Origin of the sequence: Parabacteroides leei, from assembly GCF_023369805.1 — a bacterium.
GTDB classification, from domain to species: domain Bacteria; phylum Bacteroidota; class Bacteroidia; order Bacteroidales; family Tannerellaceae; genus Parabacteroides; species Parabacteroides leei.
In genome coordinates this window covers 1-26,079 of sequence record NZ_JAMBQG010000032.1, presented here as the reverse complement: position 1 = coordinate 26,079, position 26,079 = coordinate 1, and the positions used below count along the sequence as shown (strand labels likewise).

General features: G+C 43.4%; 17 protein-coding genes. 12 read left to right on the top strand and 5 right to left on the bottom strand.

Features of this window, described 5'->3' with window-relative positions; genetic code table 11:
• Window positions 1–9 precede the first annotated feature (9 nt).
• From M1P97_RS25435 to M1P97_RS25415, 5 genes are all read right to left on the bottom strand, one after another.
• On the bottom strand, window positions 10–3,750 hold the full coding sequence (locus tag M1P97_RS25435; RefSeq protein WP_249390537.1) for a TonB-dependent receptor: 3,741 nt from the start codon (window positions 3,748–3,750) through the stop codon (window positions 10–12).
• 146 nt (window positions 3,751–3,896) lie between these two features.
• Entirely contained in the window at window positions 3,897–4,979 is a 1,083-nt protein-coding gene (locus M1P97_RS25430) for a FecR family protein (protein ID WP_249390536.1), read from the bottom strand.
• Window positions 4,980–5,054: 75 nt separating this feature from the next.
• Window positions 5,055–5,627 (bottom strand): RNA polymerase sigma factor, encoded by a 573-nt coding sequence (locus M1P97_RS25425; protein WP_249390535.1) that lies wholly within the window; start codon window positions 5,625–5,627, stop codon window positions 5,055–5,057.
• A 320-nt stretch (window positions 5,628–5,947) separates the two neighbouring features.
• Window positions 5,948–7,390 (bottom strand): MFS transporter, encoded by a 1,443-nt coding sequence (locus M1P97_RS25420; RefSeq protein WP_195375390.1) that lies wholly within the window; start codon window positions 7,388–7,390, stop codon window positions 5,948–5,950.
• 119 nt (window positions 7,391–7,509) lie between these two features.
• Window positions 7,510–8,526: a LacI family DNA-binding transcriptional regulator gene (locus M1P97_RS25415; protein ID WP_195375391.1), complete on the bottom strand. Its 1,017-nt coding sequence runs from the start codon at window positions 8,524–8,526 to the stop codon at window positions 7,510–7,512.
• A gap of 163 nt (window positions 8,527–8,689) precedes the next feature.
• Here M1P97_RS25415 and M1P97_RS25410 point away from each other — a divergent pair, with 163 nt between their 5' ends.
• The 12 genes from M1P97_RS25410 (at window position 8,690) to M1P97_RS25355 (ending at window position 26,012) form a co-directional block, all read left to right on the top strand.
• Window positions 8,690–9,622, top strand: coding sequence for an aldo/keto reductase (locus M1P97_RS25410; protein ID WP_195375392.1), 933 nt, complete (start codon window positions 8,690–8,692; stop codon window positions 9,620–9,622).
• A complete protein-coding gene (locus tag M1P97_RS25405) occupies window positions 9,619–10,542 on the top strand; it encodes an amidohydrolase family protein (protein WP_195375393.1) in 924 nt (307 codons plus the stop codon). Before M1P97_RS25410 ends, M1P97_RS25405 begins: the two co-directional genes overlap by 4 nt.
• 21 nt (window positions 10,543–10,563) lie before the next feature.
• Window positions 10,564–11,820, top strand: coding sequence for an L-fucose:H+ symporter permease (fucP, locus tag M1P97_RS25400; protein WP_195375394.1), 1,257 nt, complete (start codon window positions 10,564–10,566; stop codon window positions 11,818–11,820).
• A 19-nt stretch (window positions 11,821–11,839) separates the two neighbouring features.
• Window positions 11,840–12,856, top strand: a complete 1,017-nt coding sequence (locus tag M1P97_RS25395; protein WP_195375395.1) for a zinc-binding alcohol dehydrogenase family protein — start codon at window positions 11,840–11,842, stop codon at window positions 12,854–12,856.
• A gap of 73 nt (window positions 12,857–12,929) precedes the next feature.
• Window positions 12,930–15,449: an SGNH/GDSL hydrolase family protein gene (locus tag M1P97_RS25390; RefSeq protein ID WP_249390534.1), complete on the top strand. Its 2,520-nt coding sequence runs from the start codon at window positions 12,930–12,932 to the stop codon at window positions 15,447–15,449.
• A gap of 6 nt (window positions 15,450–15,455) precedes the next feature.
• A complete protein-coding gene (locus M1P97_RS25385) occupies window positions 15,456–16,895 on the top strand; it encodes a tagaturonate reductase (protein WP_195375397.1) in 1,440 nt (479 codons plus the stop codon).
• Window positions 16,895–18,382 carry a UxaA family hydrolase gene (locus M1P97_RS25380; RefSeq protein ID WP_394803953.1) on the top strand — a complete coding sequence of 496 codons (1,488 nt, stop codon included), beginning with the start codon at window positions 16,895–16,897 and terminating at the stop codon, window positions 18,380–18,382. The genes M1P97_RS25385 and M1P97_RS25380 overlap by 1 nt, the downstream gene beginning before the upstream one ends.
• Before the next feature lie 75 nt (window positions 18,383–18,457).
• Complete coding sequence (dinB, locus tag M1P97_RS25375; protein ID WP_317243614.1) at window positions 18,458–19,549, top strand: DNA polymerase IV; 1,092 nt, start codon at window positions 18,458–18,460, stop codon at window positions 19,547–19,549.
• A 38-nt stretch (window positions 19,550–19,587) separates the two neighbouring features.
• Window positions 19,588–20,181: an RNA polymerase sigma factor gene (locus M1P97_RS25370; RefSeq protein ID WP_195375399.1), complete on the top strand. Its 594-nt coding sequence runs from the start codon at window positions 19,588–19,590 to the stop codon at window positions 20,179–20,181.
• 74 nt (window positions 20,182–20,255) lie between these two features.
• Window positions 20,256–21,245 (top strand): FecR family protein, encoded by a 990-nt coding sequence (locus M1P97_RS25365; RefSeq protein WP_195375400.1) that lies wholly within the window; start codon window positions 20,256–20,258, stop codon window positions 21,243–21,245.
• A 285-nt stretch (window positions 21,246–21,530) separates the two neighbouring features.
• Window positions 21,531–24,974, top strand: coding sequence for a TonB-dependent receptor (locus M1P97_RS25360; protein WP_229058723.1), 3,444 nt, complete (start codon window positions 21,531–21,533; stop codon window positions 24,972–24,974).
• Between the two features lie 21 nt (window positions 24,975–24,995).
• Window positions 24,996–26,012, top strand: a complete 1,017-nt coding sequence (locus tag M1P97_RS25355; RefSeq protein ID WP_249390532.1) for a RagB/SusD family nutrient uptake outer membrane protein — start codon at window positions 24,996–24,998, stop codon at window positions 26,010–26,012.
• Window positions 26,013–26,079: the final 67 nt, after the last annotated feature.

The following is a 26,079-nucleotide window of genomic DNA, read 5'->3' as shown; positions in this document are numbered from 1 at the left end:
TCTATCTTATTAGAATGTAACATTTAGGCCAAACACAACCGATCTGGGCATCGGATAGCCACCATTCTGACTAACACCATATTCAGGAGTAGCCATATTCTTAGCTGCCGTGATATAACCCAAATTCTGAGCTGTAACAGACACATTAACTTTACTCAAACCCGTCTTCAGAATCCAGTTCTGGGGCAATGTATATGCCAGACTTACTTCACGGAAAGCAAGGTAGTCGCCACGATAGCAATTGATATCCGAAATTCTGTCATAATTACGCTTTCCCAAGAAGTCAGCCCATCCATAAACAGGATATTTTCCATTCGGATTGGTTTCCGACCATGAATCTTTTATCAAAGAAATAGTATTGAATGTTCCCTGCATATTCCCCATGATCCAAGGTGTTTTAAAATCGTGCACCCAGAATCCAAGAGCATAATCGAGGCGACAATTCAGTGACAAACCTTTCCAGGATGTATTGATATTAAAACCTCCTGTCCAGTGAGGAATCGTATTACCCAGCTTCACCCGATCATAATCGTCGATAACTCCATCACCATTTACATCAAGCCATTTAACATCACCGGCCTGTATAGGTAAACCTTTTTCTTTTTCAGCATCCGACATCTTGGCCCATGCATCAGGTCCATACAGAACTTTTGCATCCGCACCATTCTCGGTATAAGTAGATCTGTCGATTAAGTTACCGGCAATTTCACTCTCACTTTTATAAATACCCAACGATTTAAAGCCGTAGATAACACCATATTCCTGTCCTTCCTGATAGCCGCCTACCCATTTTTTCTCATAACTTCCATCAGACAATTTATTACCAGTATAAACCTGATAAGCATCCTGCATATTATTTGGCAGACCGTTATATGGTAATGATACTATTTTATTTTTATTATATGCCGTATTCATACTAACCGTAAACCTCCAGTCTTTCGTGCGCAAGATATTGGCTGTGAGTTCCAACTCCATACCCTGGTTCTGTACTTCTCCGTTATTCGACAGGAAAGAAGAAACACCGCTATGAGAGGGTAATGTAATTTCCGCAAACTTATCTTGTGTATGTCTGTTGTAGTAGGTAAAATTCAATACGTACTTATTATTGAGGAAACCCAGATCCAAACCTGTTTCAAACGTATACGACTTTTCCCATCGCATTGTCGGATTAGGCAGATCGTTCAACATCAAAGGAACTTTACCGTTATAATTGGCAACAGTCTTTCCATTTTTGTCTTTCATAATACCATAAGAACCCTGCACGGTATAATAATCGAGTCCGGTTACAATATTGCCGTTGGCATCGAGCACTCCCGATACATTTCCATTAGCACCATAGCTGGCACGCACCTTTGCATAAGAAAGCACATCCGCCATATCTTCCATAAAACCCTCTTTCGAAAATACCCAACCACCGGAAATACCGGGGAATGTTCCCCAACGATTATCTTTCGGTAATTTTGAATATCCGTCACGACGCAGAACCAGACTCAGCAAGTATTTAGATTTATAATCGTAATTTACTCTACCGAAGAATGAAAGAATACGCTGGCGGTAATGCCATGAATCAATTTGTCTTACACCGGAAGCTGTCGATGTGTAATTCAGATCCTGAAAATCGGACAACGACGAACCATAACCGGAAGCAGAGAAGCCTTTCTTGTAAGAATCATAATATTCCACACCCAGCATAGCATCCAGCGTATGATCCTGCAAGAAAGTAGTCTGATAATTCAAAATGCCATTGTATGTCTGATCCAGTAAACGCTCATGTTTGTTGGATGTACTATGGTTGGTATCGTAGACTGGCCCAGTAGCTACAATATAATCGCCTTTAAAAAACTCGCGACTATCGTCAAAATAATACCAGGCTCCGGTAGCTTTAAAAGTCAATCCCTTCATAATATTAAAAGTGAATGACTGGCTCATATTGAACTTGTCGGCGTTATTATCGTAATTCAAAGCATCTTCATACACTTTTGCCGTGGTCCACCCACGTGCGTAAGAAGCTACGGCAGGTCCGGCCAACCAATCGCCATCGGGGCTTTTTACCCTGAAAGTAGGAGGTACGGACAATGTGGTACTGAAAAAATTAGTCTCACCGGCATATCCGGCAGCGCCATCGTCCCATTTTGAATCGGTAAACGATAAAGAAGAATTGGAAGTCAGCCAAGGCTTGATCTTATAGTCGGCATTGATGGTAAAGTTCAACCGGCGATACCAGTTATTCACAGCATTACCTTCACTATGATTGTATCCCAGGCTGGCATAATAATGTCCTTTATCATTTCCACCCGAAACACTTAGGTTGTAATCCTGCGAGATAGCCGGCGATTTGATATTATAATCCTTTAGCTGATTATCGGCATAGATAAGCTTCTGACCCTGATTAACAGGATCATCCATTGTTTGCCAACCCTGTTTCAACAGGAAAGCCAGGTCGTCGGTATAATTCATTACGCCCCAAACAGCCGTATTATCTTTGTTTCCGTTCAGTACATTTCCGTTAGCATCAAAATAACGGTTACCCGTACCATAAGGCTGCGTACCGGAAAGCGTAGCATCACTGGCAAAGCCACGCCAGTTTCCCGATTGATCCTGCCAGATATGAGAAGAACGATGAAAAGCCGAGCGCATATAATAAAGATAATCGTGCGCATCTAAAAATTCATATTGGCTATGAAAGAAATTCAATCCGACTTTAGCACTCAGATTCACTTCCGTCCGACCAGCTGTTCCTTTCTTGGTTGTGACCAGGACAACACCGTTGGATGCACGTGCCCCGTAAATAGCAGTAGCACCGGCATCTTTCATCACTTCCATCGATTCGATATCTTCGGGATTAACATCGCTCAACGATTCACGAACCGCTCCGTCGATGATAATTAAAGGGGAACCGCTACCATCCAAGTTAGTTCCTCCACGCAGAACCAGTGTAGGTGTTGCATTCGGCTTACCACTTGTCTGCTGCACTCTCAATCCTGCCACTGCTCCTGATAACGCCTGTGCAGGATTGGTATAAGTACCGTTGGCCAATACCGAGTTATCGACCTTAGCGATAGAGTTGGTCATTTTCGAGCGGAGTTGCGTTCCACCATAACCGGTGATGACCACTTCTTCCAATGTTTTGTTATCTTCTTTGAGAGATATCTTCAAAAAAGGGTTTTGTCCCACCGGCAAAGTCTGCGTCATATAACCGATATACGAGATTATCAACTTCGCACCTTTATCGACTTGCAAACTAAATTGCCCGTCAATATCGGTTATGGTTCCGTTGCTCGTTCCATCCTCTATGATGTTAGCACCGATAATAGCCTCACCCTTTATGTCGGTTACAGTACCTTTTATCGTAACCTTTTCCTGTTGTACGACCTGATTTACCCGGGCAGCTTTAACTTCTGCTTTGCGGATCATCACCTGCCGGTTACGAATATTATATTCCAGGTTCGTACCGGAAAAAATTTGTTTAAGAATCTCTTCTACAGGCTTATTGTGTACATCTACATTTACGCGGTGAGACAGATCAAGATCCGTATCGTAGATAAAAATAAACTGACTATTCTTTTCAATCCACTCCACAACACTTTTCAGCGTTTGGTTTTCCATGGAAATGGTGAAATTGGTTTGTTCTGCATAAGTCAGTTCGCTATTGTTGGCATTAGAATTGCCAGGAAATGTTAAAAAAATTGCCAAACTCATACATTTTGTGAAATCAGGCATGAGTTTTATTCTATTTATATTCTTTTTCATATATTCGATTGTTTTTTCTATTATTTCGAGGAAAATAATTAGATCACTTTCTAAACCAGGTAGTACTGCAAATACTATCTGGTTTGTTCATTCTACTACTTTTTCACTTATATCATAGGCAACAAATGTTTTTATGGTTCATACTATTATTTAAGGCTCACATATATTTCTTTCGATTCGCTCATTGTATATTTTAAAGGAAATGACAAACAAAGATTATCCAACACATCTTTGATATCGGGAAGCAGATCCAGTTTGCCGGTAATCGACATAGCAGCCACTCCTGACGTATACTGAATCCGGCAACCATAATACAAGGCCAACTTACTGAAAACCTCATCAAGATGCTTCTGACTTATTTTAAGCATGTTTTCTTTCCAACTTATATACTCGGAAACATCCACTTCGCGTACCTGCGTTTGATTTCCTTTAATGTCGATCAGCTGGTTCGGCTTCAGTTGCACTTCGTGCTTGTCTTCCGTAGCCACCACGACACTTCCCTGTACCAGCACAACCGATGCAGAAGTCTCTTTTCCATAGGCCGAAACATTGAAGGATGTACCCAACACACGGATATCAAATCCTTTCGTCTTGACTATAAACGGACGATGGGGGTTCTTCGCCACATCCAGATATACTTCGCCTTCTACCAGTATTTCGCGTTTATCGTCAGCAAAAACTGCCGGATAAATAACCTTGCTGCCAGAATTTATATACATTTTCGTCCCATCTGAAAAGACAATGTCCACCCGTTTACCATCGGGTACAACAATTTTATGCATTTCATTTTTCAGAACAGGCGCTTCCGCTGTCTGATTATCCAAAACATATTGTCCAAGGTTTAAACTATCACCCGCATCATATTTCAGAAAGGATTCGTTTTTAAGGTTCACCGCTTGATTACCGGTTACCAGAGTTACTTCTCCATTATTTATTGTCGTTGTATCATTCAATAAAGCGATGTCTAATCCGGAGGGAGTTGCAGTATCGGCTATCCACCAAGTGGCAACAAACAGTAGCCCGACAACAGCCGCCGCAGAAACAGTCCACCAATAAAGCCGACGCAGCTTCGAACGCGACCGAATCTCCTTCACCTGCCCCATCACAAACCGGAAAGAATCGTCAATTTCGCGATCGTCAACCGTGTCGGCTTTCCGAATACGTTCCGCCAGCCTACGACTTGTTTGTAGAAACTCGTCCGGAGAGTATGTCGGTTTATTTTTTTTCATGCTACATTTCTTTAATAGGAAAACGGTGCAGGGAAAAAAACATACTCAAAAAAAGAAAAGAAAATATCAATCAGATTAATTTTTTTCTCCACCACCGGAAAAAAAATATTCACGCAGATGGACTAACGCCCGTGACAAAAGATTCCGGCACGATTGCAAATTCATATCCAGAATAACTGTGATTTCCTTATAACTTAGTTCCCTTATATAATATAGGTATAGGATTTCACGCTGGCGGGGGGATAAAGAGGCGATGGCGGCAGCCAATTTCTTCTCATTGATCATGTCTGTATCATCTTTTGCAAATAAAGAATTGATAATTTCTTCATTTAGGGAAAAAAAGTCCTGATATTCCTCAATCGTTTCCATCCGACATGAAGACTGAATAGCGTCGAGCAATTTGTTTCTGAAAGCACAAAGTAAATAAGCCTCTGGATTATCGGTAGGGTGCAGATTCTTACAGTTCAAAATAAGTTTGACGAAAAGGTCCTGAATCGTATCGATCACCAGTTCACGGTTTCCAACCATGCGGATGCCATATGCATACAACAAAGAATAGAAACGGCGATAGATTTTCCCAAAAGCTATCTCATCCCTTTGCAGGAAGTCATTCCAGCATTCAACATCGTTGTGTCTTGTTTCATCCATAGTATTATCTCATCGTCTCCCTCTTGAATATCATCCCGATAACGGAAAAATCAGTAGATAAACACAAATATAGTTATAGTTTCCACAAAACAAAGCCTTTAACAAAATAATTTTAATATATCAGGGCGTATTTTACGCAATTATTACATACACAAAGGGAATAAATAATATATTTTCCAATAATAAACGAGATAAAACACAAAGGACGCAGACTTACACAAACCTATTAATTGAAAAATTAATAATATCTGCATGAGTCTGCGTCCTGTATATACTGTCCGCTTTGTCAGTGTTTCTTAACAGCGGGGCTGCTATTTGTTTTATTCAAGTGTAATTACTTTATACTTCGGAACCAATGTTTTCATGATCACCCATCCGATCAGATAAGCGACAGAACATACACAGAAGATAATGAAATATCCGGCAGGTTTGCCTTCAAACCCCATAAAGATCATATGAGTTTCATCGGCGTAAACAAACAGATTACCGGCCACCTTTTGCAAGATCATCGAACCGACACCACCAGCCATACCACCGATGCCTGTAATACTTGCAATCGCTGATTTCGGGAACATATCACCTACTGTAGAGAAAATATTAGCCGACCAGGACTGGTGGGCCGCACCACCGATGCCGATCAAAATAACCGGGAACCAGGGAGAAATAGTACCTAACGGCTGTGCCAACAATACCACCAACGGGAAAAAGGCAAAGATCAACATCGCTTTCATACGAGCGGCATACGGATTCATTCCGGTACGGTTGATAAATATAGTAGGAAGTTTACCTCCGTAAATAGAGAGCATCGTAATTGCATATAAAGTAAAGATCAAAGCCATTCCCAGGGGATCAGACGTTTTAATACCGAACTGTGTATTCAGATAAGAAGGTGTCCAGAAAAGGAAGAACCACCATACACCGTCCGTCATGAATTTACCGGCAATGAACGACCACGTCTGCTTATAACTAAAACATTGCAAGAAACCTATTTTCTTCTCTTCTTCCTCTGTTTTTGCGATACCGCCATCTTCATCCTTATCCTGTTCAATATAAGCTAATTCGGCAGCATTTACATGTTTACTTTTATTAGGAGTAGTGTACATGAATACCCACATTCCCATCCAGATAAAACCGAGCGCACCGATCACGATAAAAGCCATTTCCCAACCCAGCCATTTAGCTAACGGCGGAATAGATAACGGAGCAATCAAGGCACCGATAGAAGCACCGGCATTAAATATAGAAGTAGCATAAGCACGATCTTTCTTCGGAAAATACTCGGCTGTCACCTTAATAGCCGCCGGGAAGTTACCGGCTTCACCCAATGCCAATACACAGCGGGCAACCAGGAAGCAATACATACTGACGGTAGCCAGAACCACTACCACATCACCTGTTGCAGCGATCAGTTCGGCGGCACTGTTCATCCCAACATAATGTTCTGTTACGATACCGCAACCGGCATGCATACAGGCACCTACCGACCAAACACCAATCGACCAGAGATATCCTTTCTTTGTTCCCATCCAGTCGATAAAACGACCGGCGAACAACATACAAATAGCATATACAATAGAAAATACGGATGTAATCGTTCCATAATGGGATTCGTTCCAATGGAATTCGGGTTTGATAAATTCGTCCCAGGTTAGTGATAAGACCTGACGATCGAGATAATTTACTGTCGTTGCGAAAAACAACATCGCACAGATTGTCCATCTGTACTGGGTCATTTTCTGACCCACATTGCCTAATGTGCTCATTTCTTACTGGTTTTTCATGATTTGCGGCAAATATATATCATTTTTTTTAATTACAAAGCATATTGTGTGTGCGAATACATCGTAATTTGTATTTAATAATAAAACAACTATAAGATAGGTTATCTTTTTCGGGAAGTTTCACGCACCGATAAATGAGTAGGTACGACGATCTGCCGGGGCTTCTCCCGTTTCTTTATCTGCTTGAGGAGCAAATTACAACACTCCTCTCCCATCTTATAGGTTTGATGAGTGACAGCAGTCAAGGCAGGCTCCACATAATTGGAATGAAGCTCATCCGTATAACCGATCAGAGCGATATCAGCAGGGATACAGAACTGATGCTTTTTGATTTCCTTCATCGCAGCAAAAGCCAGTGTGTCATTCATCGCCAGGATTGCATCCGGCGGCTCCGGCAGTGAAAGTAACTGGTAACAACCTTCCCGCCCCTCTTCATAGGTCATCTTTTTACATACAATCAAATCATTTTCCACCGACAAGCCTCGTTCCTTCAGAGCCTCGATATATCCGTCGCGACGTTGCCGCACGATTGCCAGATGATCGGAACCTCCCAGAAAAGCAACTCGCTTCGATCCGGTTTGCAACAGATGCAGAGTGGCCACCCGCGCCGACTCCATATTATCCGCCACTACTGAAGGAATATCTTTCGGCATACACACACGGTCGAAAAAGACCAATGGGATATCCATATCAGACAATGAAAGGAAATGAGAGTAGTCAATCGTCTCCTGCGAAAGACAGGCCAGTATTCCCTCTACCCGCATGTTCACCAGATCCTCCACACAATGCAGTTCCTGTTCATACTGTTCATAAGAAGAGGTGATGATCACAGAATAGCCATGTTTTCGCGCAACATCATTAATGCCGCTGATAATGGAAGAATAGAAATGAGTCACCAGATCAGGCACGATAATGCCTATTATACGCGGAGTATTTTTCAACAAACTGAGCGCAAACGGATTAGGACGATAATTCCACTGTTCGGCAAGAGCCTTTACACGCTCACGCATTTCAGGGCTGATCTCGTAGCTATCGTTCAATGCCCGCGAGACGGTCGAAACGGAAACTCCCAGTTCGTTTGCGAGGTCTTTCAGTGATATGTGTCTTTTCCTGGCCATCCGGTTTATTCAGTGACACAAATATAAGATTTTTCTGATAGCTCGGGTTCAATTCTTCTCTTTTATTACGCAAACGTTTGCGTAGATTTTTTCATATAACAAGGTTATAATCAACATACAAAAGCTATACATTTGGCTTCTGACAACTTTAATCATACAAATTATGAATTATTCATATTGCGGAAAAACCGGGATGAAAGTTCCCGTCCTGAGCTATGGCGCATCGTCGTTAGGCAGTGTATTTCACGAGACGCGCGAAGCAGAAAGTATCGAAGCTGTCTTTACAGCAGTAGAAAACGGGATGAATTTCATCGACGTCTCACCCTACTACGGTCATTACAAAGCAGAAACCGTCCTGGGAAAAGCCTTAAAAGAAATACCACGCGACACTTATCTGCTTTCCACCAAAGTGGGCCGTTACGGGAAAGAGGGTGTCAACACCTGGGATTACTCTGCCCAACGAGCAACCGAAAGCGTTTACGAAAGCATGGAACGGCTACATATCGAACAGATCGACTTGATCAATGTACACGACATCGAATTTGCCGACCTCAACCAGGTAGTCAATGAAACACTCCCAGCCTTGGTGGAACTACGCGAAAAAGGTATCGTAAAACATGTGGGCATCACCGACCTGCAACTGGAGAACCTCCAGTGGGTAATAGACCGCGTACCGGAAGGAACTGTTGAAACCGTTCTTAATTTTTGCCATTACTGCCTGAACGATGATAAATTGGCAGATTATCTAGATTATTTCGAAGCGAAACAAATCGGTGTTATCAATGCCTCTCCCTTGTCGATGGGCTTACTCTCCTTACGGGGTGTCCCCGCTTGGCATCCGGCACCTACCTCCCTGATCGAGGCCTGTCAAAAGGCTGTACAACACTGCCAATCGAAAGAGTATCCGATCGAAAAACTGGCTATCCAGTATGCGATCAGCAATCCACGGATAGCTACCACCTTGTTCAGTTCGGCTAACCCCGGCAATGTATTAAAGAATATCCGCTACGCAGAAGAACCGATCGACTGGCAATTGGTACGAGAAGTACAGGATATTATAGGAGATCAGAAACGGGTAAGCTGGGCCAACTCATGAACAGAACGATAATAGATGCCCACTCCCACCTGTGGCTCCGGCAAGATACCCTTGTCGAGGGTATGCCTATCCGCACACTCGGAAACGGCCGCTCTCTCTTTATGGGCGAAGTACGGCAAATGCTCCCTCCTTTTATGGTCGACGGAAAAAACACAGCCGAAGTCTTTCTGTCGAATATGGACTATGCGCAGGTGGCAGCCGCTGTTATTACACAAGAGTATATCGACGGGGTTCAGAATGACTATCTGCAGGAAGTAGCAGCCGACCATCCGGAGCGTTTCTTCATTTGCGGTCTTTGTGAATTCCGTCGCCCCGGATACTTTGAACAGGCACGACAACTCATTATGCAAGGATTCAAAGCAATCAAGATACCTGCACAACGACTGTTATTGAAAGAAGGGCGTGTCTACCTGAACTGCGATGAAATGATGCGTATGTTCCACTATATGGAAGAACGGCAGATCATTCTTTCCATCGACCTGGCAGACGGGGCCATACAGACAGCCGAACTGGAAGAAGTCATACAAGAATGTCCCGCGCTGAAAATAGCGATCGGCCATTTCGGAATGGTAACACGTCCTGACTGGCTGGCACAGATCCGCCTCGCCCGTTATCCGAATGTGATGATAGAATCGGGAGGCATCACCTGGCTATTTAATGACGAGTTCTACCCTTTCAGAGGAGCTGTTCGGGCCATCCGTGAAGCAGCCGGACTAGTCGGAATGGATAAGTTGATGTGGGGCTCCGATTATCCGCGTACGATCACAGCTATAACCTATAAGATGTCGTACGACTTTATTACCCGTTCGAAAGAGTTGAGCGAACAGGAGAAAGATCTCTTTCTCGGGGAAAATGCAATCGCCTTCTACGGCTTCCGCGATCTTCCGGTATTACCATATATAAAGAACATGTCCGAGTAGAATACCTTAAAATAATTTACCATGAAAAAGAACAACTTTGCCTTGCCACTAGCACTTATCTTCAGCCTTTTCTTCCTGTGGGCAATCAGCAGTAACCTATTGCCCACCATGATCCGGCAGTTGATGAAAACCTGCGAACTGAATGCATTCGAAGCCTCTTTTACCGAAACAGCGTACTGGCTAGCTTACTTCATCTTCCCGATACCGATCGCCATGTTTATGAAACGGAACAGTTACAAATCAGGAATCATATTCGGCTTGCTACTGGCAGCTTTCGGAGGATTATTGTTTTTCCCGGCCGCCATCCTGAAAGAATACTGGGGTTATCTGACTATTTTCTTTATTATTGCCACCGGAATGTGTTTTCTGGAAACAGCCGCAAACCCATATGTAACAGCTTTGGGGGATCAGGATACCGCCCCACGCCGCCTCAACCTGGCACAATCATTCAACGGGTTGGGTGCTTTTATCGCGGCCATGTTTCTCAGCAAACTGGTATTGAGTGGTGACCACTACACTCGCACCTCCCTACCTGCCGATTATCCCGGAGGCTGGGATGCTTATATCCAGTTTGAAACGGATTCGATGAAGCAACCGTATCTCCTGTTAGCACTACTCTTAATAATAATAGCGGTTGTCTTCATCGTTTCCAAACTTCCTAAAATACAAGACGAAGAACATTCGAAAGAAAAAAGTAAAGACCGAAAACTAATCGACTTCGGCGTATTGAAACGTTCGCATCTTCGCTGGGGAGTAATCGCACAGTTCTTTTATAACGGAGGACAAACGGCGATCAACAGCCTGTTCCTGGTGTATTGTTGTAGTTATGCCGGGCTATCGGAATCGGTGGCAACTACTTTCTTCGGTCTGTATATGCTGGCGTTCCTGCTCGGTCGCTGGATCGGAACATTGCTGATGGTGAAGTTCCGCCCACAGGACATGTTGCTGGTGTATGCCCTGTTAAACGTAGTACTTTGCGGAGTGATCGCCCTATGCGGCGGAACAGTCGGACTATATGCGATGCTGGCAGTATCTTTCTTTATGTCGATCATGTATCCGACACAATTCTCGCTGGCGCTAAAGGACCTTGGGGAAAATACTAAGAGCGGGGCTGCCTTCCTGGTAATGGCTATCGTGGGGAATGCATGCCTACCTCAGTTGACGGCTTATGTAATGCATCATTTTGAAGCGATTTATTATGTCGCTTACCTGGTCCCGTTGGTTTGTTTCCTTTTCTGTGCGTACTACGGATGGAAAGGATATAAAGTGATTGATTAATCTATAATATATAACGTATATGAAAACAATACAAATTCCCGTTATGGAAACATTGCAGGTGGTTGATATAGTGAAGCCGGAAATGAAGAGCGAAGAAGTCCTTCTGAAAATTAAGTATGTCGGTTTTTGCGGCTCCGACCTGAACACTTTCCTGGGACGTAATCCGATGGTTAAACTTCCCGTTATCCCCGGACATGAGGTCGGAGCTGTGATTGAAGCCGTAGGTCCCGATGTTCCTGCCGGACTCAAGCCGGGCATGAACGTGACCGTCAATCCTTACACCAACTGCGGTAAATGTGCCGCTTGCCGCAACGGACGAGTAAATGCCTGCGAACATAATGAGACGTTCGGTGTACAACGCAACGGCGCCATGGCTGAATATCTCTCGCTTCCCTGGCAGAAAGTAATTCCGGCCCCCGGCATTTCTCCACGCGACTGCGCCCTGATCGAACCGATGAGCGTAGGATTCCATGCTGTTTCCCGCGGACAAGTTACCGACATCGATACCGTCCTGGTCATTGGCTGCGGCATGATCGGTTGCGGAGCGATCATTCGTGCAGCTTTAAGAGGTGCTACTGTAATCGCGATGGATCTGGATGCCGGAAAACTGGAACTAGCAAAGCGCATCGGTGCCAACTTCACCATCAACTCACGGACGGAAAATGTACACGAACGTTTACTGGAGATAACAGACAGACTGGGCCCGGATGTAATTATCGAAGCTGTAGGAAGTCCGGCAACATATGTAATGGCCGTAAATGAAGTTGCTTTTACCGGACGAGTAGTTTGTATCGGTTATGCTAAAAGCGAAGTGACCTTTCAGACCAAACTATTCGTACAGAAAGAACTGGACATCAGGGGTTCCCGTAATGCACTGCCGGAAGATTTCAGGGCTGTAGTCCGTTATCTTCAAGAGGACAACTGTCCGCGGGAGGAACTTATATCTAAAACAGTAACGCCGGAAGAAGCATTTGCTGCGATGCAGGAATGGAGTGCCGATCCCGGTAAAGTATTTCGTATTCTTGTAAAGTTCTGACATATTAAAAATTTAATTACCTTCGCAGAATTAACCATCACAGAACATAAATCAAGAATCGAGATAAGTTACCATGAAAAAGCTAATCAATCTAATCGTATTTTTTCTGATCGTCAGTCTGAACGGCTGGGCGCAGGAAGCCGCTGAAGTAATCCGGGTGGCATGTGTAGGAAACAGTATTACATTCGGAGCCGGGATAGCGAACCGCGACCGCGACAGTTATCCTTCTGTTCTCGGGCAGATGCTCGGAAAGGAGTATGAAGTACGGAACTTCGGCTTTAGTGCCCGTACCATGCTGATGAAAGGGGATCATCCTTACATGAAGGAACAAATGTTTAAAGATGCTCTCAATTATAATCCCGACATCGTTGTGATCAAGTTGGGGACAAATGATTCCAAATCGTTCAACTGGAAATACAAAGCTGGACTTCCCGGAGATATTCAGACGATGATCAATGCGTTTAAGGCAATTCCATCAAAACCAAAGATCTATCTTTGTTATCCTCCCAAAGCCTATGTCAGCGATGCCAGTATTAACGACAGTATCATTGCAGCCGGTGTTATTCCTGCGATTGAACAGGTAGCGAAAAGAAACAAATTACCTATCATCGATTTGCATATGGCAACAAGCGGTATGAAAGAACATTTCCCCGATAATATCCATCCCGATCCGGTGGGTGCACATAAAATAGCCGAAACTGTTTATAAAGCAATTACAGATAAAGAGACTTCCCATCAGATGCAAGCCTTCCCCGGTCTGAAAAGCGAATGGAACGGATGCGACCGTTACGATTTCCAGTTCAAGGGACGCGATGCGATCGTGGTTGTCCCAAAACAGGTAGCCAAAGGGAATCCGTGGATATGGCGTCCGGCCTTCTTCAATGCCTTCCCCAGTGTAGACAAGGCTTTACTGGAGAAAGGATTTCATATCGCCTATTATGATCTGACACATGCTTACGGAAACCCGCGTGCAGTAGCACTGGGTACCGAGTTCTATCAATATATGAAAGATTATTACGGACTTTCTCCGAAAGTGACCCTGGAAGGATTCAGCCGCGGTGGTTTATATGCTTTGAACTGGGCGGCCAAAAATACAGACAAGATCGCCTGCATCTATATCGATGCCCCGGTTTGCAATGTATTCAGTTGGCCGGGAAGAAAGAATGCAGAGTTGTGGAACGACCTGTTGAAAGAATGGAACCTGACAGACGAAGATATGAATTCGTTCAAAGGTAATCCGATCGACAATCTGGAACCGTTGGCAAAAGCCGGAATCCCGATCATCAGCGTTTGCGGAGATGCAGACAAAGTCGTTCCGTTTAAGGATAATATGGATATAGTACGTTCCCGCTATCTGGCTCTGGGTGGTCCGGTAGAGGTAATTATCAAACCGGGTGTAGACCATCATCCCCATAGCCTGGAAAATCCGGAACCGGTTGTGGACTTCATCCTCCGCCACCAGCCGGAATATGAGAAATATCTGCATTACAACGTGCGCGGCAGCCTGCAAAACTCGTTTGTCAAGTTTGAGAAAGAACGTAAAGCACGTGTCGCTTTCCTGGGTGGTTCCATCACAGAGATGAACGGCTGGAAGAACATGATCGAAAAACAACTGCAACAGCGGTTCCCTTATACGACTTTCGAATTTGTAGAAGCCGGCATCGGTTCTACCGGAACGACTCCGGGTTCCTTCCGATTGAAAAATGATATTCTCTCGAAAGGAAAAATAGACCTGCTTTTTGTAGAAGCAGCCGTGAACGACCATACAAACCATTTCACTCCATTGGAACAGGTACGTGGTATGGAAGGGGAAGTGCGTCATGCATTACTAAGTAACCCGGAAATGGATATCGTGATGTTACACTTTATCTACGATCCGTTTATCCCGATGGTTGCTAAAAAACAGCAACCGGACGTAATACTGAACCACGAACGGGTGGCAAACCATTATCAGATCCCGTCTGTCAACCTGGTCCAGGAAATAGGCGAACGAATGCAGGACGGCGAGTTCACCTGGGAACAGTTCGGTGGAACCCATCCACTACCGTTCGGACATAAATTCTATGCAGCAGCGATCAACCACCTCTTCGATACGATGTGGAAAGGAATCACTCCCGACAGTCCGGTCGTTACCCACGAAATACCGGAACAACCGCTCGACGCATACAGTTATTATGGAGGCGACTTTATCGACCTGAAAGAGGCAAAACTGAACAAAGGCTGGAAATACGTTCCTTCCTGGCGTGCGGATAATACATATGAAAAGAGAAGAGGTTTCGTTGACGTTCCCATGCTGGAAGCAACCCGCCCGGGCGACAAATTGACGCTCGACTTCACAGGAAAAGCGATCGGTATCTTCTGTACACCGGGTCCGACAGCCGGAATCCTTGAATACAGCATCGACGGTGCCCCATTCAAAAAGCTCGATACGTTTACCGAATGGAGTAAATATCTTTATATTCCCTGGGTATATATGCTGGAAACAGAATTAGACGACACTGCCCATAAACTGGTACTTCGTATCTCGAAAGAAAAGAACCCCGATTCTTTAGGTACGGAATGTCAGATACGAAACTTCGTTGTAAACAAATAAAATAAAATGAAAGAATTAAACAGGCAGAACGCTCCGGTCACCCTCCGACCGGAACGTATCATACAGTTTGGAGAAGGTAATTTCCTTCGGGCGTTCGTGGACTGGATCATCTGGAATATGAATGCCCAAACGGATTTCAATAGTAATGTTGTGGTAGTTCAACCTATTGAAAAAGGAATGGTCGACATATTGAACCAACAGGACAACCTGTATCATGTCAACTTACAGGGCCTGGATAAAGGGGAAACAGTCAACAGTCTTGAGCTGATCGACGTGATCAGCCGTTCACTGAATCCTTACACCGATTTCAAAGCATTCATTCAGTTGGCGGAACAGCCGGAAATGCGTTTTGTGATCTCCAACACGACCGAAGCGGGTATCGCTTTTGACCCGTCCTGCAAACTGGATGATGCGCCAGCCTCTTCTTATCCAGGAAAACTGACACAGTTACTTTACCACCGTTTCAAAACATTCAACGGGGATAAGAATAAAGGATTAATCATCTTCCCCTGCGAACTGATCTTCCTGAACGGACACAAGCTAAAGGAGGTAATTTACCAATACATCGATCTCTGGCAACTGGGCGAAGACTTCAGAAATTGGTTTGAAGAGGCCTGTGGCGTTTATGCCACTTTAGTCGACCGTATCGTCCCTGGCTTCCCGCGAAAAGAGATCGATGCAATCAAAGAGAAATTACAGTATAACGACAATCTGGTAGTACAAGCCGAAATATTCCACCTTTGGGTGATTGAAGCCCCACAAGAAATAGCTCAGGAATTTCCTGCAGACAAAGCTGGATTGAATGTGCTGTTCGTGCCTTCTGAAGCTCCTTATCACGAGAGAAAAGTTACCTTGCTGAACGGACCGCACACCGTTCTCTCGCCTGTCGCTTTCCTTTCCGGAATCGACATCGTACGAGATGCCTGCCAGGATGAAGTGATCGGAAAATATATCCGCAAAGTGATGTTCGAAGAACTGATGGAAACGCTGAACCTGCCTAAAGCAGAACTGGAACAGTTTGCAAATGATGTACTGGACCGCTTCAACAACCCGTTTGTCGATCATCAGGTTACTTCCATCATGCTGAACTCTTTCCCTAAATACCAGACACGCGACCTGCCGGGTCTGAAAGAATACCTGAAACGCAAAGGCATTTTGCCGGAAGGACTTGTATTGGGACTGGCAGCGATCCTTACCTATTATAAAGGAGGCAAACGTGAAGACGGTACCGAAATCGTTCCCAACGATGATCCGAAGACAATATGCCTGATGAAAGAACTTTGGGCAACCAACTCTACACGGACCGTGGCAGAAAATATCCTGGCAGTGGATGAGATTTGGGGCGAAGACCTCAACCGGATTTCCGGGTTAACAGAGCGGGTTATTTATTACCTGGATGCGATTCAGGAAAAAGGTATGAGAGAGGTAGTAAAAGATATTCTCTGATGAAAAAGTATATCCAAATAAATCCGGCCGATAATGTTGTCGTAGCCATAGAACCACTATCGACCGGAGATCTGATAGCAGTAGGCAATCGTCAAATCACTATCCAGGAAGATATCCCGGCAGGACATAAAGTAGCATTGAAAGATTTTATAACCAACGATCATATTATTAAATATGGTTTCCCTATCGGACACGCTCAATCTGATATCTCTACCGGAACCTGGATAAACGAGAAGAATATAAAAACGAATCTGGACGGGTTACAGGATTATACCTGGCAACCACAGGATACAACATTACATATTCCCGACAAAGGCTTAACCTTTAACGGCTACCTGCGTAAAAACAGCGAAGCTGGTATACGCAATGAGATATGGATTATCCCGACAGTCGGTTGCGTAAACGGCATCGTTAACCAGTTGGCAGAAACTCTCCGACAAGAGACGGAAGGAAAAAATGTAGACGCGATCGTAGCTTTCCCACATAATTACGGCTGTTCCCAGCTAGGCGATGACCATGAGAATACCCGCAAAATCCTCCGGAACATGGTAAAACATCCGAACGCCGGTGCAGTACTGGTAGTCGGCCTAGGTTGTGAAAACAATCAGCCGGATGCTTTCCGCGAGTTTCTGGGGGAATACGATACAAAACGTGTCCGTTTTATGGTCTGCCAAAAAGTGAAAGACGAGCAGGAAGAAGGCATGAAGCTACTGCGCGAATTATATGCCATTGCCTCAACCGACCAACGTAGGCCGGTTCCTTTCAGCAAACTGCGTATCGGTTTGAAATGCGGGGGCTCGGATGGTTTCTCCGGTATTACAGCCAATCCACTATTAGGTGTATTTTCCGATTTTCTGGTTGCACAGGGAGGAACGACTGTTTTGACGGAAGTTCCCGAAATGTTCGGTGCCGAAACATTATTAATGAATCGTTGCGGTACAGCAGAGTTATTCAACAAGACCGTCCGCCTCATCAACGACTTCAAAGCCTATTTCCTGGAAAACAAACAACCGGTCTATGAAAACCCTTCTCCCGGAAACAAAGCCGGAGGTATCTCTACACTGGAAGAAAAATCACTCGGCTGTACACAGAAGTCAGGTAAATCAGGAGTAAAGGATGTCCTTATGTACGGAGAGCGTTTATCCACTAAAGGTTTAAACCTGTTGAGCGCCCCGGGAAACGACCTGGTAGCCAGCACGGCATTGGCCGCCTCAGGTTGTCACATGGTACTTTTCACCACCGGACGGGGAACGCCTTTCGGAACGTTTATCCCCACTGTCAAGATTTCGACCAACACTGCTTTATCAGAAAACAAACCCGGCTGGATCGACTTTAACGCCGGAACTTTGGCGGAAGGCGAAGCAATGGAAATCCTTACCGAACAGTTTATCCGGTTCATACAGGATATTGCCGGAGGAAAACTAACAAACAACGAGCGGAAAGGATATCGGGAGATTGCTATATTCAAATCCGGGGTAACACTATAATTCTAACGACAAACGCACTTTCTCCCTCTTTTTAATTATCTTTGATAAAGAAAAGGAGACTATACGGAACGTAAAATCATACATATAGATATGGATGCATTCTATGCATCAGTCGAGCAACGGGATAATCCGGAACTGAGGGGAAAACCTTTGGCTGTGGGTTATTCGGAAGAACGCGGTGTGGTTGCTGCTGCCAGTTATGAGGCGCGGAAATACGGCGTTCGTTCCGCCATGTCGTCACAAAAGGCCAGACGGTTATGCCCGAACCTGATCTTTGTTCCGGGAAGAATGAGCGTTTACAAAGAAGTATCCCTTCAAATCCACGAGATATTCCATGAATATACGGATATCATAGAACCACTATCGCTGGATGAAGCCTTTCTCGATGTCACAGAAAATAAAAAACAGATACCTCTTGCTGTTGATATTGCCAAAGAGATCAAGCTGCGAATACGACAGGAGCTGAACCTGGTCGCCTCAGCGGGTGTTTCCTACAATAAGTTCCTGGCAAAAATAGCTTCCGACTTCCGGAAACCGGACGGCCTTTGTACGATCCATCCGGCACAGGCTCTCGATTTTATCGCCCGCCTACCCATCGAATCATTCTGGGGAGTCGGCCCCGTCACTGCCCAAAAGATGCATACGTTGGGTATTCATAACGGAGCTCAATTAAGAGAATGTTCACAGGAAATGCTTACCCGCCAGTTCGGAAAAGCCGGCATCCTGTATTATGAATGTTCTCGCGGAATAGACCTGCGCCCGGTAGAAGCCTTACGTATCCGCAAATCCGTCGGCTGCGAACATACGCTGGAAAAAGATATTTCCCGCCAATCGTCCGTCATCATCGAACTTTACCATGTAGCGACTGAACTGATCGGCCGCCTGCAACGGACCGGATTCAAAGGAAATACATTGACATTAAAGATAAAATTCCACGATTTCACATTAAAAACAAAAAGTATTACCCAATCTCAGGAACTGACTACCTTAAACGAGATCCTCCCCCTTGCCAAACAACTGCTGAAAGAGGTAGATTATGAAACAAACCCGATCCGGCTGCTTGGCCTTTCTGTTTCAAACCCACAGGAAGAACGGGAAGAAACTGTAAAAAAAGAACGCTGGAAACAGTTAAGTTTGGAGTTCAGCGATTGGAAAGTTTCGTATTAAAGTTATATTTGCAAAAAATCTAAAAGAGATACTATTATATGCACGAGCAGTTCCTCTCCATATCCGGGCAAACCGATGATGAGTTACTTATTCTTTTGCAAAAAGGAAATGAGAGGGCTTTTACTACGATCTATGAGCGGTATCATAAATTACTTTATGTCGTTGCTTTCAAATATTTAAAGGACAACGATACCGCCAAAGATGCCGTCCAGCAAATATTCCTGAAGCTCTGGGAATCGCGTACACTCCTCAGCATTCAGATCAACCTGAGAAATTATCTGTACACCATGTTGAAAAATCACCTGCTGAACGAGATTAGGAATAACTATACCGCATTAGAGAAGAATTATGAACTGGCACAAGAAACAATCGAGTATGAAAACGAAATATTGGAAAAGCTGGAAGAGAAGGAAATGAACGAACAGTTGTACCGGGCTATCAGCGACCTGCCGGAACAGAAGAAAATTGTCTGCCTGTACAAACTGGAAAAAGGATTGTCCAATCAGGAAATTGCAGAAAAAATGCAGATATCGATACCAACAGTCAAAACTCATTATTCGCAGGCCATCAAACTGCTCAGGGAACACTTCGATAAGTTGCTAATCCTGCTACTCTCTTCTTTTTTCTCCTGAAAAAGGAAAAAAGAGCAACAAACACTCATACCAACAGTCCAGTTATGTGTCTATTAAAAAACAGGAATAAGAAAATGAAAACACCAGATAAACATATCATCGACAAAACGCTCGACAATACCGCTACTCCGGAAGAAGCACGCCTGGTAATCCGCTGGTTCTCCACTCCCGAAGGCGCCCGATATTTGTCGTCTCTAATGGATGAAGATATGGAAAAGATACAGCCCGGCAGCGAAGAATTATATGCAGAGCGATCCATACCAACAGACGAAATGTACCGGTTCATCATGAAGAAGATCCACCTACAACAAAGGAAACGGTTCATTTTTCGTGCAGCTGCCATCCTCATTCCGTTACTGTTGTTCCTCGGGCAATTCTGGTATATAGATAAACGCATCGATCTTTTTGCCGATTCCGGTTACGAAGAAATATATGTACCTAAAGGAGAGCGCATGCAATTGATCTTCCAGGATGGTTCACGTGCCACACTCAATGCCGAAACGCGTATCAAATATCCCCGAAAATTCGGTTTCTCCGAACGCAAAGTGGAATTGGAAGGGGAAGCTTTCTTCGAGGTCTCCCCAAACAAAGACCGCCCGTTCATCGTGGATATGAAAGATATCAATGTAAAAGTACTGGGTACGACATTTGATGTAAAGGCATACGCAACCGATCCGAATATTTTCGTAACCCTGGAAACAGGGAAAGTGCAACTGGCAAACAAATCCAGCTCATTAGCCTATATGAAACCGGGAGAAAAAGCGACATATAACCGAAAAAGCGGCGTTTGCAAAATATCCCGACCGGAAAACATAGACCATCTTTCCGCTTGGAAAAAGAATCAGATCGTATTCAATAACACTCCCCTGCCAGAAGTGATAGCCACCTTATCACGCTGGTATAATGTGGAATTCACAATTGCTGACTCATCGGTTCTCTATTATAACTATACATTAACCTCTACAGAGCAGGACATCAAACAAATCCTTAAAGATCTTGAGAAAATAACCCCGATTCAATTCATTGAAAAAGATGGAATTATAAGAATAGAACGAAAAAAATAAAACTTTTTACATTTTCCACTCATACTTTTCCAGCCACCGTGTGTCTACTATATAAAGAGAGAGAGCATCAACTTGTTTAACCTTTAAAAATAGAGAGCATACATGAACGACACAACATAACAAAGTCAAAAAATAACCGAGAATGTCCCCACATTCCCGGTTATCCGCGTACCGAAATTCAAATTAATTTCTAATACATAAATTCATTTCAAAAATATGAAAAAAAATGGTTCGTGCCTTATCCCCAGGCACCTTTTAATATTAATTGAGAAAATCCCGAATGCAATGAAACTGACATTCTTATTTCTGGTCATCTCCTTGTTAACCTTTACAGCAGAAGCCTCTGCGCAGCGGGTTTCCATGTCACTCAACAATGTCAAGGTTGAAAAAGTGTTATCTGTCATCACTAAACAGACAGGACTTAGCGTTGCATACAGCAAGCAGATTGTCAATCTGGACAGAAAAGTGAGTATCCAGGTTGAAGACGCAGATGTTACTCTGGTATTGGAAAACCTGATAGCTGATACCAATTTGAGTTACGAGATCATAAATAACAAAATCTATTTGTTTGAGAAACGTTCTGAAATATCAGCACCAAAAATTTCACAACAAAAAAAGCAGATTTCCGGAATCGTTACAGATAGTAAAGGTGAACCAATCATCGGAGCTAATGTTGTTATAAAAGGTACCACAACAGGTACAATCACAGATATCGACGGTCATTTTGAATTTGAAATACCTAGCAATGCTGTTCTACAGGTTTCATACATCGGTTATAAATCAACTGAGATTGCTGTCAATAATCAAACATCTTTTACTATCCAGTTAAAAGAGGATTTGATGACACTTGAAGAAGTGGTTGTGGTTGGTTTCGGTACACAGAAGAAAGAGAACCTGACAGGAGCAGTTTCACAAGTCACCTCTGAAGCGTTTGAAGGACGTTCTGTTTCGAATGTAGCCCAGGCACTTCAAGGAGCCATGCCGGGATTGAATATTACACAATCACAAGGTTATCTGGATGCTTCACCTTCTATTAATATTCGTGGTATCGGAACTATCGGTGAGGATTCTTCCGGAAGTCCGCTTGTACTGATCGACGGAATGGAAGGTGATATGAACCGTTTGAATCCGCAAGATATTGAGTCTGTTTCTGTCTTGAAAGATGCCGCGGCTTCTTCCATCTACGGATCCCGCGCCCCGTTCGGTGTTATTTTGATCACCACCAAAAAGGGAAAAGAGGGGAAGTTGTCTATTAACTACAATAATTCATTCCGTTGGAATAAATCAATCAATATGCCAAAGCAGGTAGACTCTTACACCTTTGCTACCTATTTTAATGAAGCAGCCACCAATGCCGGTGCAGCCGGTTATTTCTCGGCCGAACGGTTACAAAAGATCAAAGATTTTATGGATGGGAAAATTACCGGAGGTATTGATCCCGACCCAAATAATCCTACACGCTGGGGCGATCCTTATGTGTATGGATACGGTAATACAAATTGGTTTGACTTGATTTTTGACGACACCGTATTTGCACACGAACATAACGTAAGTGTTTCCGGTGGTACAGAAAAATTACAGATGTATGCTTCTGCCAATTATTTGGGACAAGATGGATATATTAAATTGAATCCGGAAACTAACCAGCGTATTGCAACCAACTTGAAGGTTACATCCAGACTGAATGACCGTATCAGCATCAACTATGGCATGCGGTTTAACCAGATTGATTTTGAAAAACCGACCTTCTTTACTGATAATATGTTTTCCAATTTATCCAGACAAAGTTGGCCTACCATGATCGCTTACGATCCGAATGGATATTTGTATTCAAGTCCGACTTGGGCTTTGCCTCTACGGGATGGCGGCCGACACAAGAAAAAAACAAATGAGACCACTCAACAGTTGAATATTGTCGTTGAGCCAATCAAAGGCTGGAAAGTCATTGGTGATGTAAATTACCAGATATATCAGGAGCGGGTTCATGAGGATATTCAAAAGATGTATAATCATGATGTGAATGGAAATCCTTATCAATATACCGGATTCAGTAGTAATTCAAGTGTTTCAGAAGAATACAAAGGTACTAAATACTTAAATGTAAATGCCTATACAGAATATGTTAAAGAACTAGGTGGACATAATTTTAAGATAATGGGCGGATTTCAGTCCGAACAGTTCTGGCAAGACAAAATAAATGCCCGTCGTTTAGGTATCATAGTGGATGGGATGGATGCCCTAAATGCAACTTCCGGTACTGACGGATCCGGAAAAATAACGCCACCAACTGTCGGAGGAAGCTATGACAAATGGGCTTTGGCTGGTTTCTTCGGACGTTTGAATTACGATTACAAAGGCCGTTATTTGTTGGAAGGGAATTTGCGTTATGACGGAACGTCACGGTTCAGATCAGATAAGCGCTGGAAATTGTTCCCCTCTTTTTCTGTCGGTTGGAATATGGCTAATGAAGAATTCTGGGGTTCATTATCAGACTACATATCTACTTTTAAATGGAGAGGATCTTATGGTTTATTGGGAAATCAAAACACGAAAGAGGTGTGGTATCCGACTTATTTGACGATGCCTATCGAAGCTGCAAATAGTAGCTGGTTGATAAACGGGAACCAGCTTAATACATCTTCAGCTCCAGGTCTGATCAGTATGACAATGGGATGGGAAATCGTAAAAACAACTAATATCGGCTTGGATGCTAATGCATTAAACAACCGACTGGGGGTAAGTCTGGAATGGTTTACCAGAAAGACTGAAGATATGATCGGGCCAGCTCCCGAAATGCCGGTTATTTTAGGTACAGCTGTTCCTAAGACCAATAATACGAGTTTGCGTACAAACGGATGGGAACTAACCCTATCCTGGCGTGATCGTTTGAAAAACGGTCTAGGTTACAATGCTACGTTCAATCTTTCGGATGCCCGCACCAAGATACTGGAATACCCCAATAATACAGGAGTCGTAACCAGTTATTATTCGGGTAAAGATTATGGAGAAATCTGGGGATACGAAACGATCGGTATTGCCAAGACGCAAGAAGAAATGGAGGCTCATTTGAATTCTTTACCTAATGGAGGCCAAAATGCTATCGGGAACAACTGGGCTGCCGGAGACATTATGTATCAGGACCTAAACGGTGATGGTAAAATAGACTCCGGTAGTTCTACTCATGGTGATGTAGGGGACCTGAAAGTAATAGGAAATGAAACTCCGCGATATCTGTTCGGCTTGAACTTAGGGGCAGATTATAAAGGATTTGATGTAAGCGTGTTTTTCCAAGGAGTCATGAAGAGAGATTATTATACGGGTAGTTCTGACTTTTGGGGTGCCTCATGGCTTTGGGGAGCAACTTTATTCGAGCAACATAAAGATTATTTTCGGAACGATGAGAATCATATATTGGGGATGAATTTAGACGGTTATTATCCCCGGCCTTTATTTGATACGGATAAAAATAAACAGACGCAATCTCGTTATTTGTTAAATGCGTCTTATATTCGCCTGAAGAATGTGAGTATAGGATATACACTGCCGGTATCATTGACCAACAAACTGAAATTGCAGAACCTTCGTGTTTATTTTGTTGGAGAAAATTTGTGGACAGGTACAGCATTAACAGACTTGTTTGATCCGGAAACTATATCATCAGATCCTGCAGGCATGATGAAATACCCAATGTCTACGACCTATTCATTTGGGTTGAGTGTAACCTATTAACACATATTTAATATAATAGTCATGAAACAATTAAGCATAATGAAACTGAAATACATATCCCAAATATTACTTTTAAGCGGTGTGCTGACCGCATGTAATGACAATCTGGAGATAGCTCCACCATCATCTGTTATTCCGGAGAATTATCTGAAAGAAGAATCTCAATTGGATTCTTATATAATCAAGCGTTATACGGATTTGCCTAACTCCGGAGGGGGAGTAGGCTTGGATAACAATACGGATAATGAAGCGGGTATGGGGTATTCAAACCTATATACGGAAGGAGACTTGAAAGTAGGAGAAACTGAAGGAGAATGGAATTTTGAGGCAATTTATCAGATGAACTACTTTTTGGAACGAGTGCTTCCAGCATATAAAAATGGTGAGATTCAAGGCTCAAAAGAAAATATTGAGCATTATATAGGGGAAGCTTACTTTTTTAGAGCATTAGCATATTTCAACAAACTAATGACATTAGGAGATTTTCCAATTGTGCGAAATACATTCATGGATGATTTACAACAGTTGACAGAGGCTTCGAAGCGTATGCCCAGGAACGAAGTCGCCCGTTTTATAATTTCCGATTTGGATTCGGCTGCCATGTTAATGAAACCGACAGCTCCGGATGGAAAAAAGAACCGTATGTACAAAGATATCTGTTATCTGATGAAATCAAGGGTTGCTTTATTTGAAGGAACATGGCTGAAATATTTTAAAGGTACGGCATTTGTTCCCAATGGAGAAGGATGGCCCGGTGCAACAAAAGAATACAATAAAGGGTATGAATATCCATCCGGTAATATCGATAATGAAATTAAATGGTTTCTGGAGCAAGCGATCGCATCGGCGGATATGATTGCTTCTAAATATCCGCTGACCGAGAATTCGGGTGTATTGATGCAGGGTATAGGTGATTCGAATCCATATGTTGAAATGTTCAGCGTACCCGATATGTCCGAATACGAAGAAATCTACAAATGTATTTATAACCATAGAACAACCAAAACTAATCAGAAATATCCGAGTGTAAATCTTTAATTACCAGCATATTCTAAAATTTAACACTTTTCGGTTGCCATTTGTCGCTTCCCAAATTTCCACATAT

Excerpts from the sequence above, each read along its gene's own strand:
- M1P97_RS25405 (WP_195375393.1), top strand. The coding sequence starts at position 9,619 with ATGAACAGAACGATAATAGATGCCCACTCCCACCTGTGGCTCCGGCAA.
- M1P97_RS25365 (WP_195375400.1), top strand. The coding sequence starts at position 20,256 with ATGAAAACACCAGATAAACATATCATCGACAAAACGCTCGACAATACC.
- M1P97_RS25370 (WP_195375399.1), top strand. The coding sequence starts at position 19,588 with ATGCACGAGCAGTTCCTCTCCATATCCGGGCAAACCGATGATGAGTTA.
- M1P97_RS25420 (WP_195375390.1), bottom strand. The coding sequence starts at position 7,390 with ATGAGCACATTAGGCAATGTGGGTCAGAAAATGACCCAGTACAGATGG.
- M1P97_RS25425 (WP_249390535.1), bottom strand. The coding sequence starts at position 5,627 with ATGGATGAAACAAGACACAACGATGTTGAATGCTGGAATGACTTCCTG.
- M1P97_RS25435 (WP_249390537.1), bottom strand. The coding sequence starts at position 3,750 with ATGAAAAAGAATATAAATAGAATAAAACTCATGCCTGATTTCACAAAA.
- M1P97_RS25410 (WP_195375392.1), top strand. The coding sequence starts at position 8,690 with ATGAATTATTCATATTGCGGAAAAACCGGGATGAAAGTTCCCGTCCTG.
- fucP (WP_195375394.1), top strand. The coding sequence starts at position 10,564 with ATGAAAAAGAACAACTTTGCCTTGCCACTAGCACTTATCTTCAGCCTT.
- M1P97_RS25355 (WP_249390532.1), top strand. The coding sequence starts at position 24,996 with ATGAAACAATTAAGCATAATGAAACTGAAATACATATCCCAAATATTA.
- M1P97_RS25390 (WP_249390534.1), top strand. The coding sequence starts at position 12,930 with ATGAAAAAGCTAATCAATCTAATCGTATTTTTTCTGATCGTCAGTCTG.
- M1P97_RS25380 (WP_394803953.1), top strand. The coding sequence starts at position 16,895 with ATGAAAAAGTATATCCAAATAAATCCGGCCGATAATGTTGTCGTAGCC.
- M1P97_RS25395 (WP_195375395.1), top strand. The coding sequence starts at position 11,840 with ATGAAAACAATACAAATTCCCGTTATGGAAACATTGCAGGTGGTTGAT.
- M1P97_RS25360 (WP_229058723.1), top strand. The coding sequence starts at position 21,531 with ATGAAACTGACATTCTTATTTCTGGTCATCTCCTTGTTAACCTTTACA.
- M1P97_RS25385 (WP_195375397.1), top strand. The coding sequence starts at position 15,456 with ATGAAAGAATTAAACAGGCAGAACGCTCCGGTCACCCTCCGACCGGAA.
- M1P97_RS25430 (WP_249390536.1), bottom strand. The coding sequence starts at position 4,979 with ATGAAAAAAAATAAACCGACATACTCTCCGGACGAGTTTCTACAAACA.
- M1P97_RS25415 (WP_195375391.1), bottom strand. The coding sequence starts at position 8,526 with ATGGCCAGGAAAAGACACATATCACTGAAAGACCTCGCAAACGAACTG.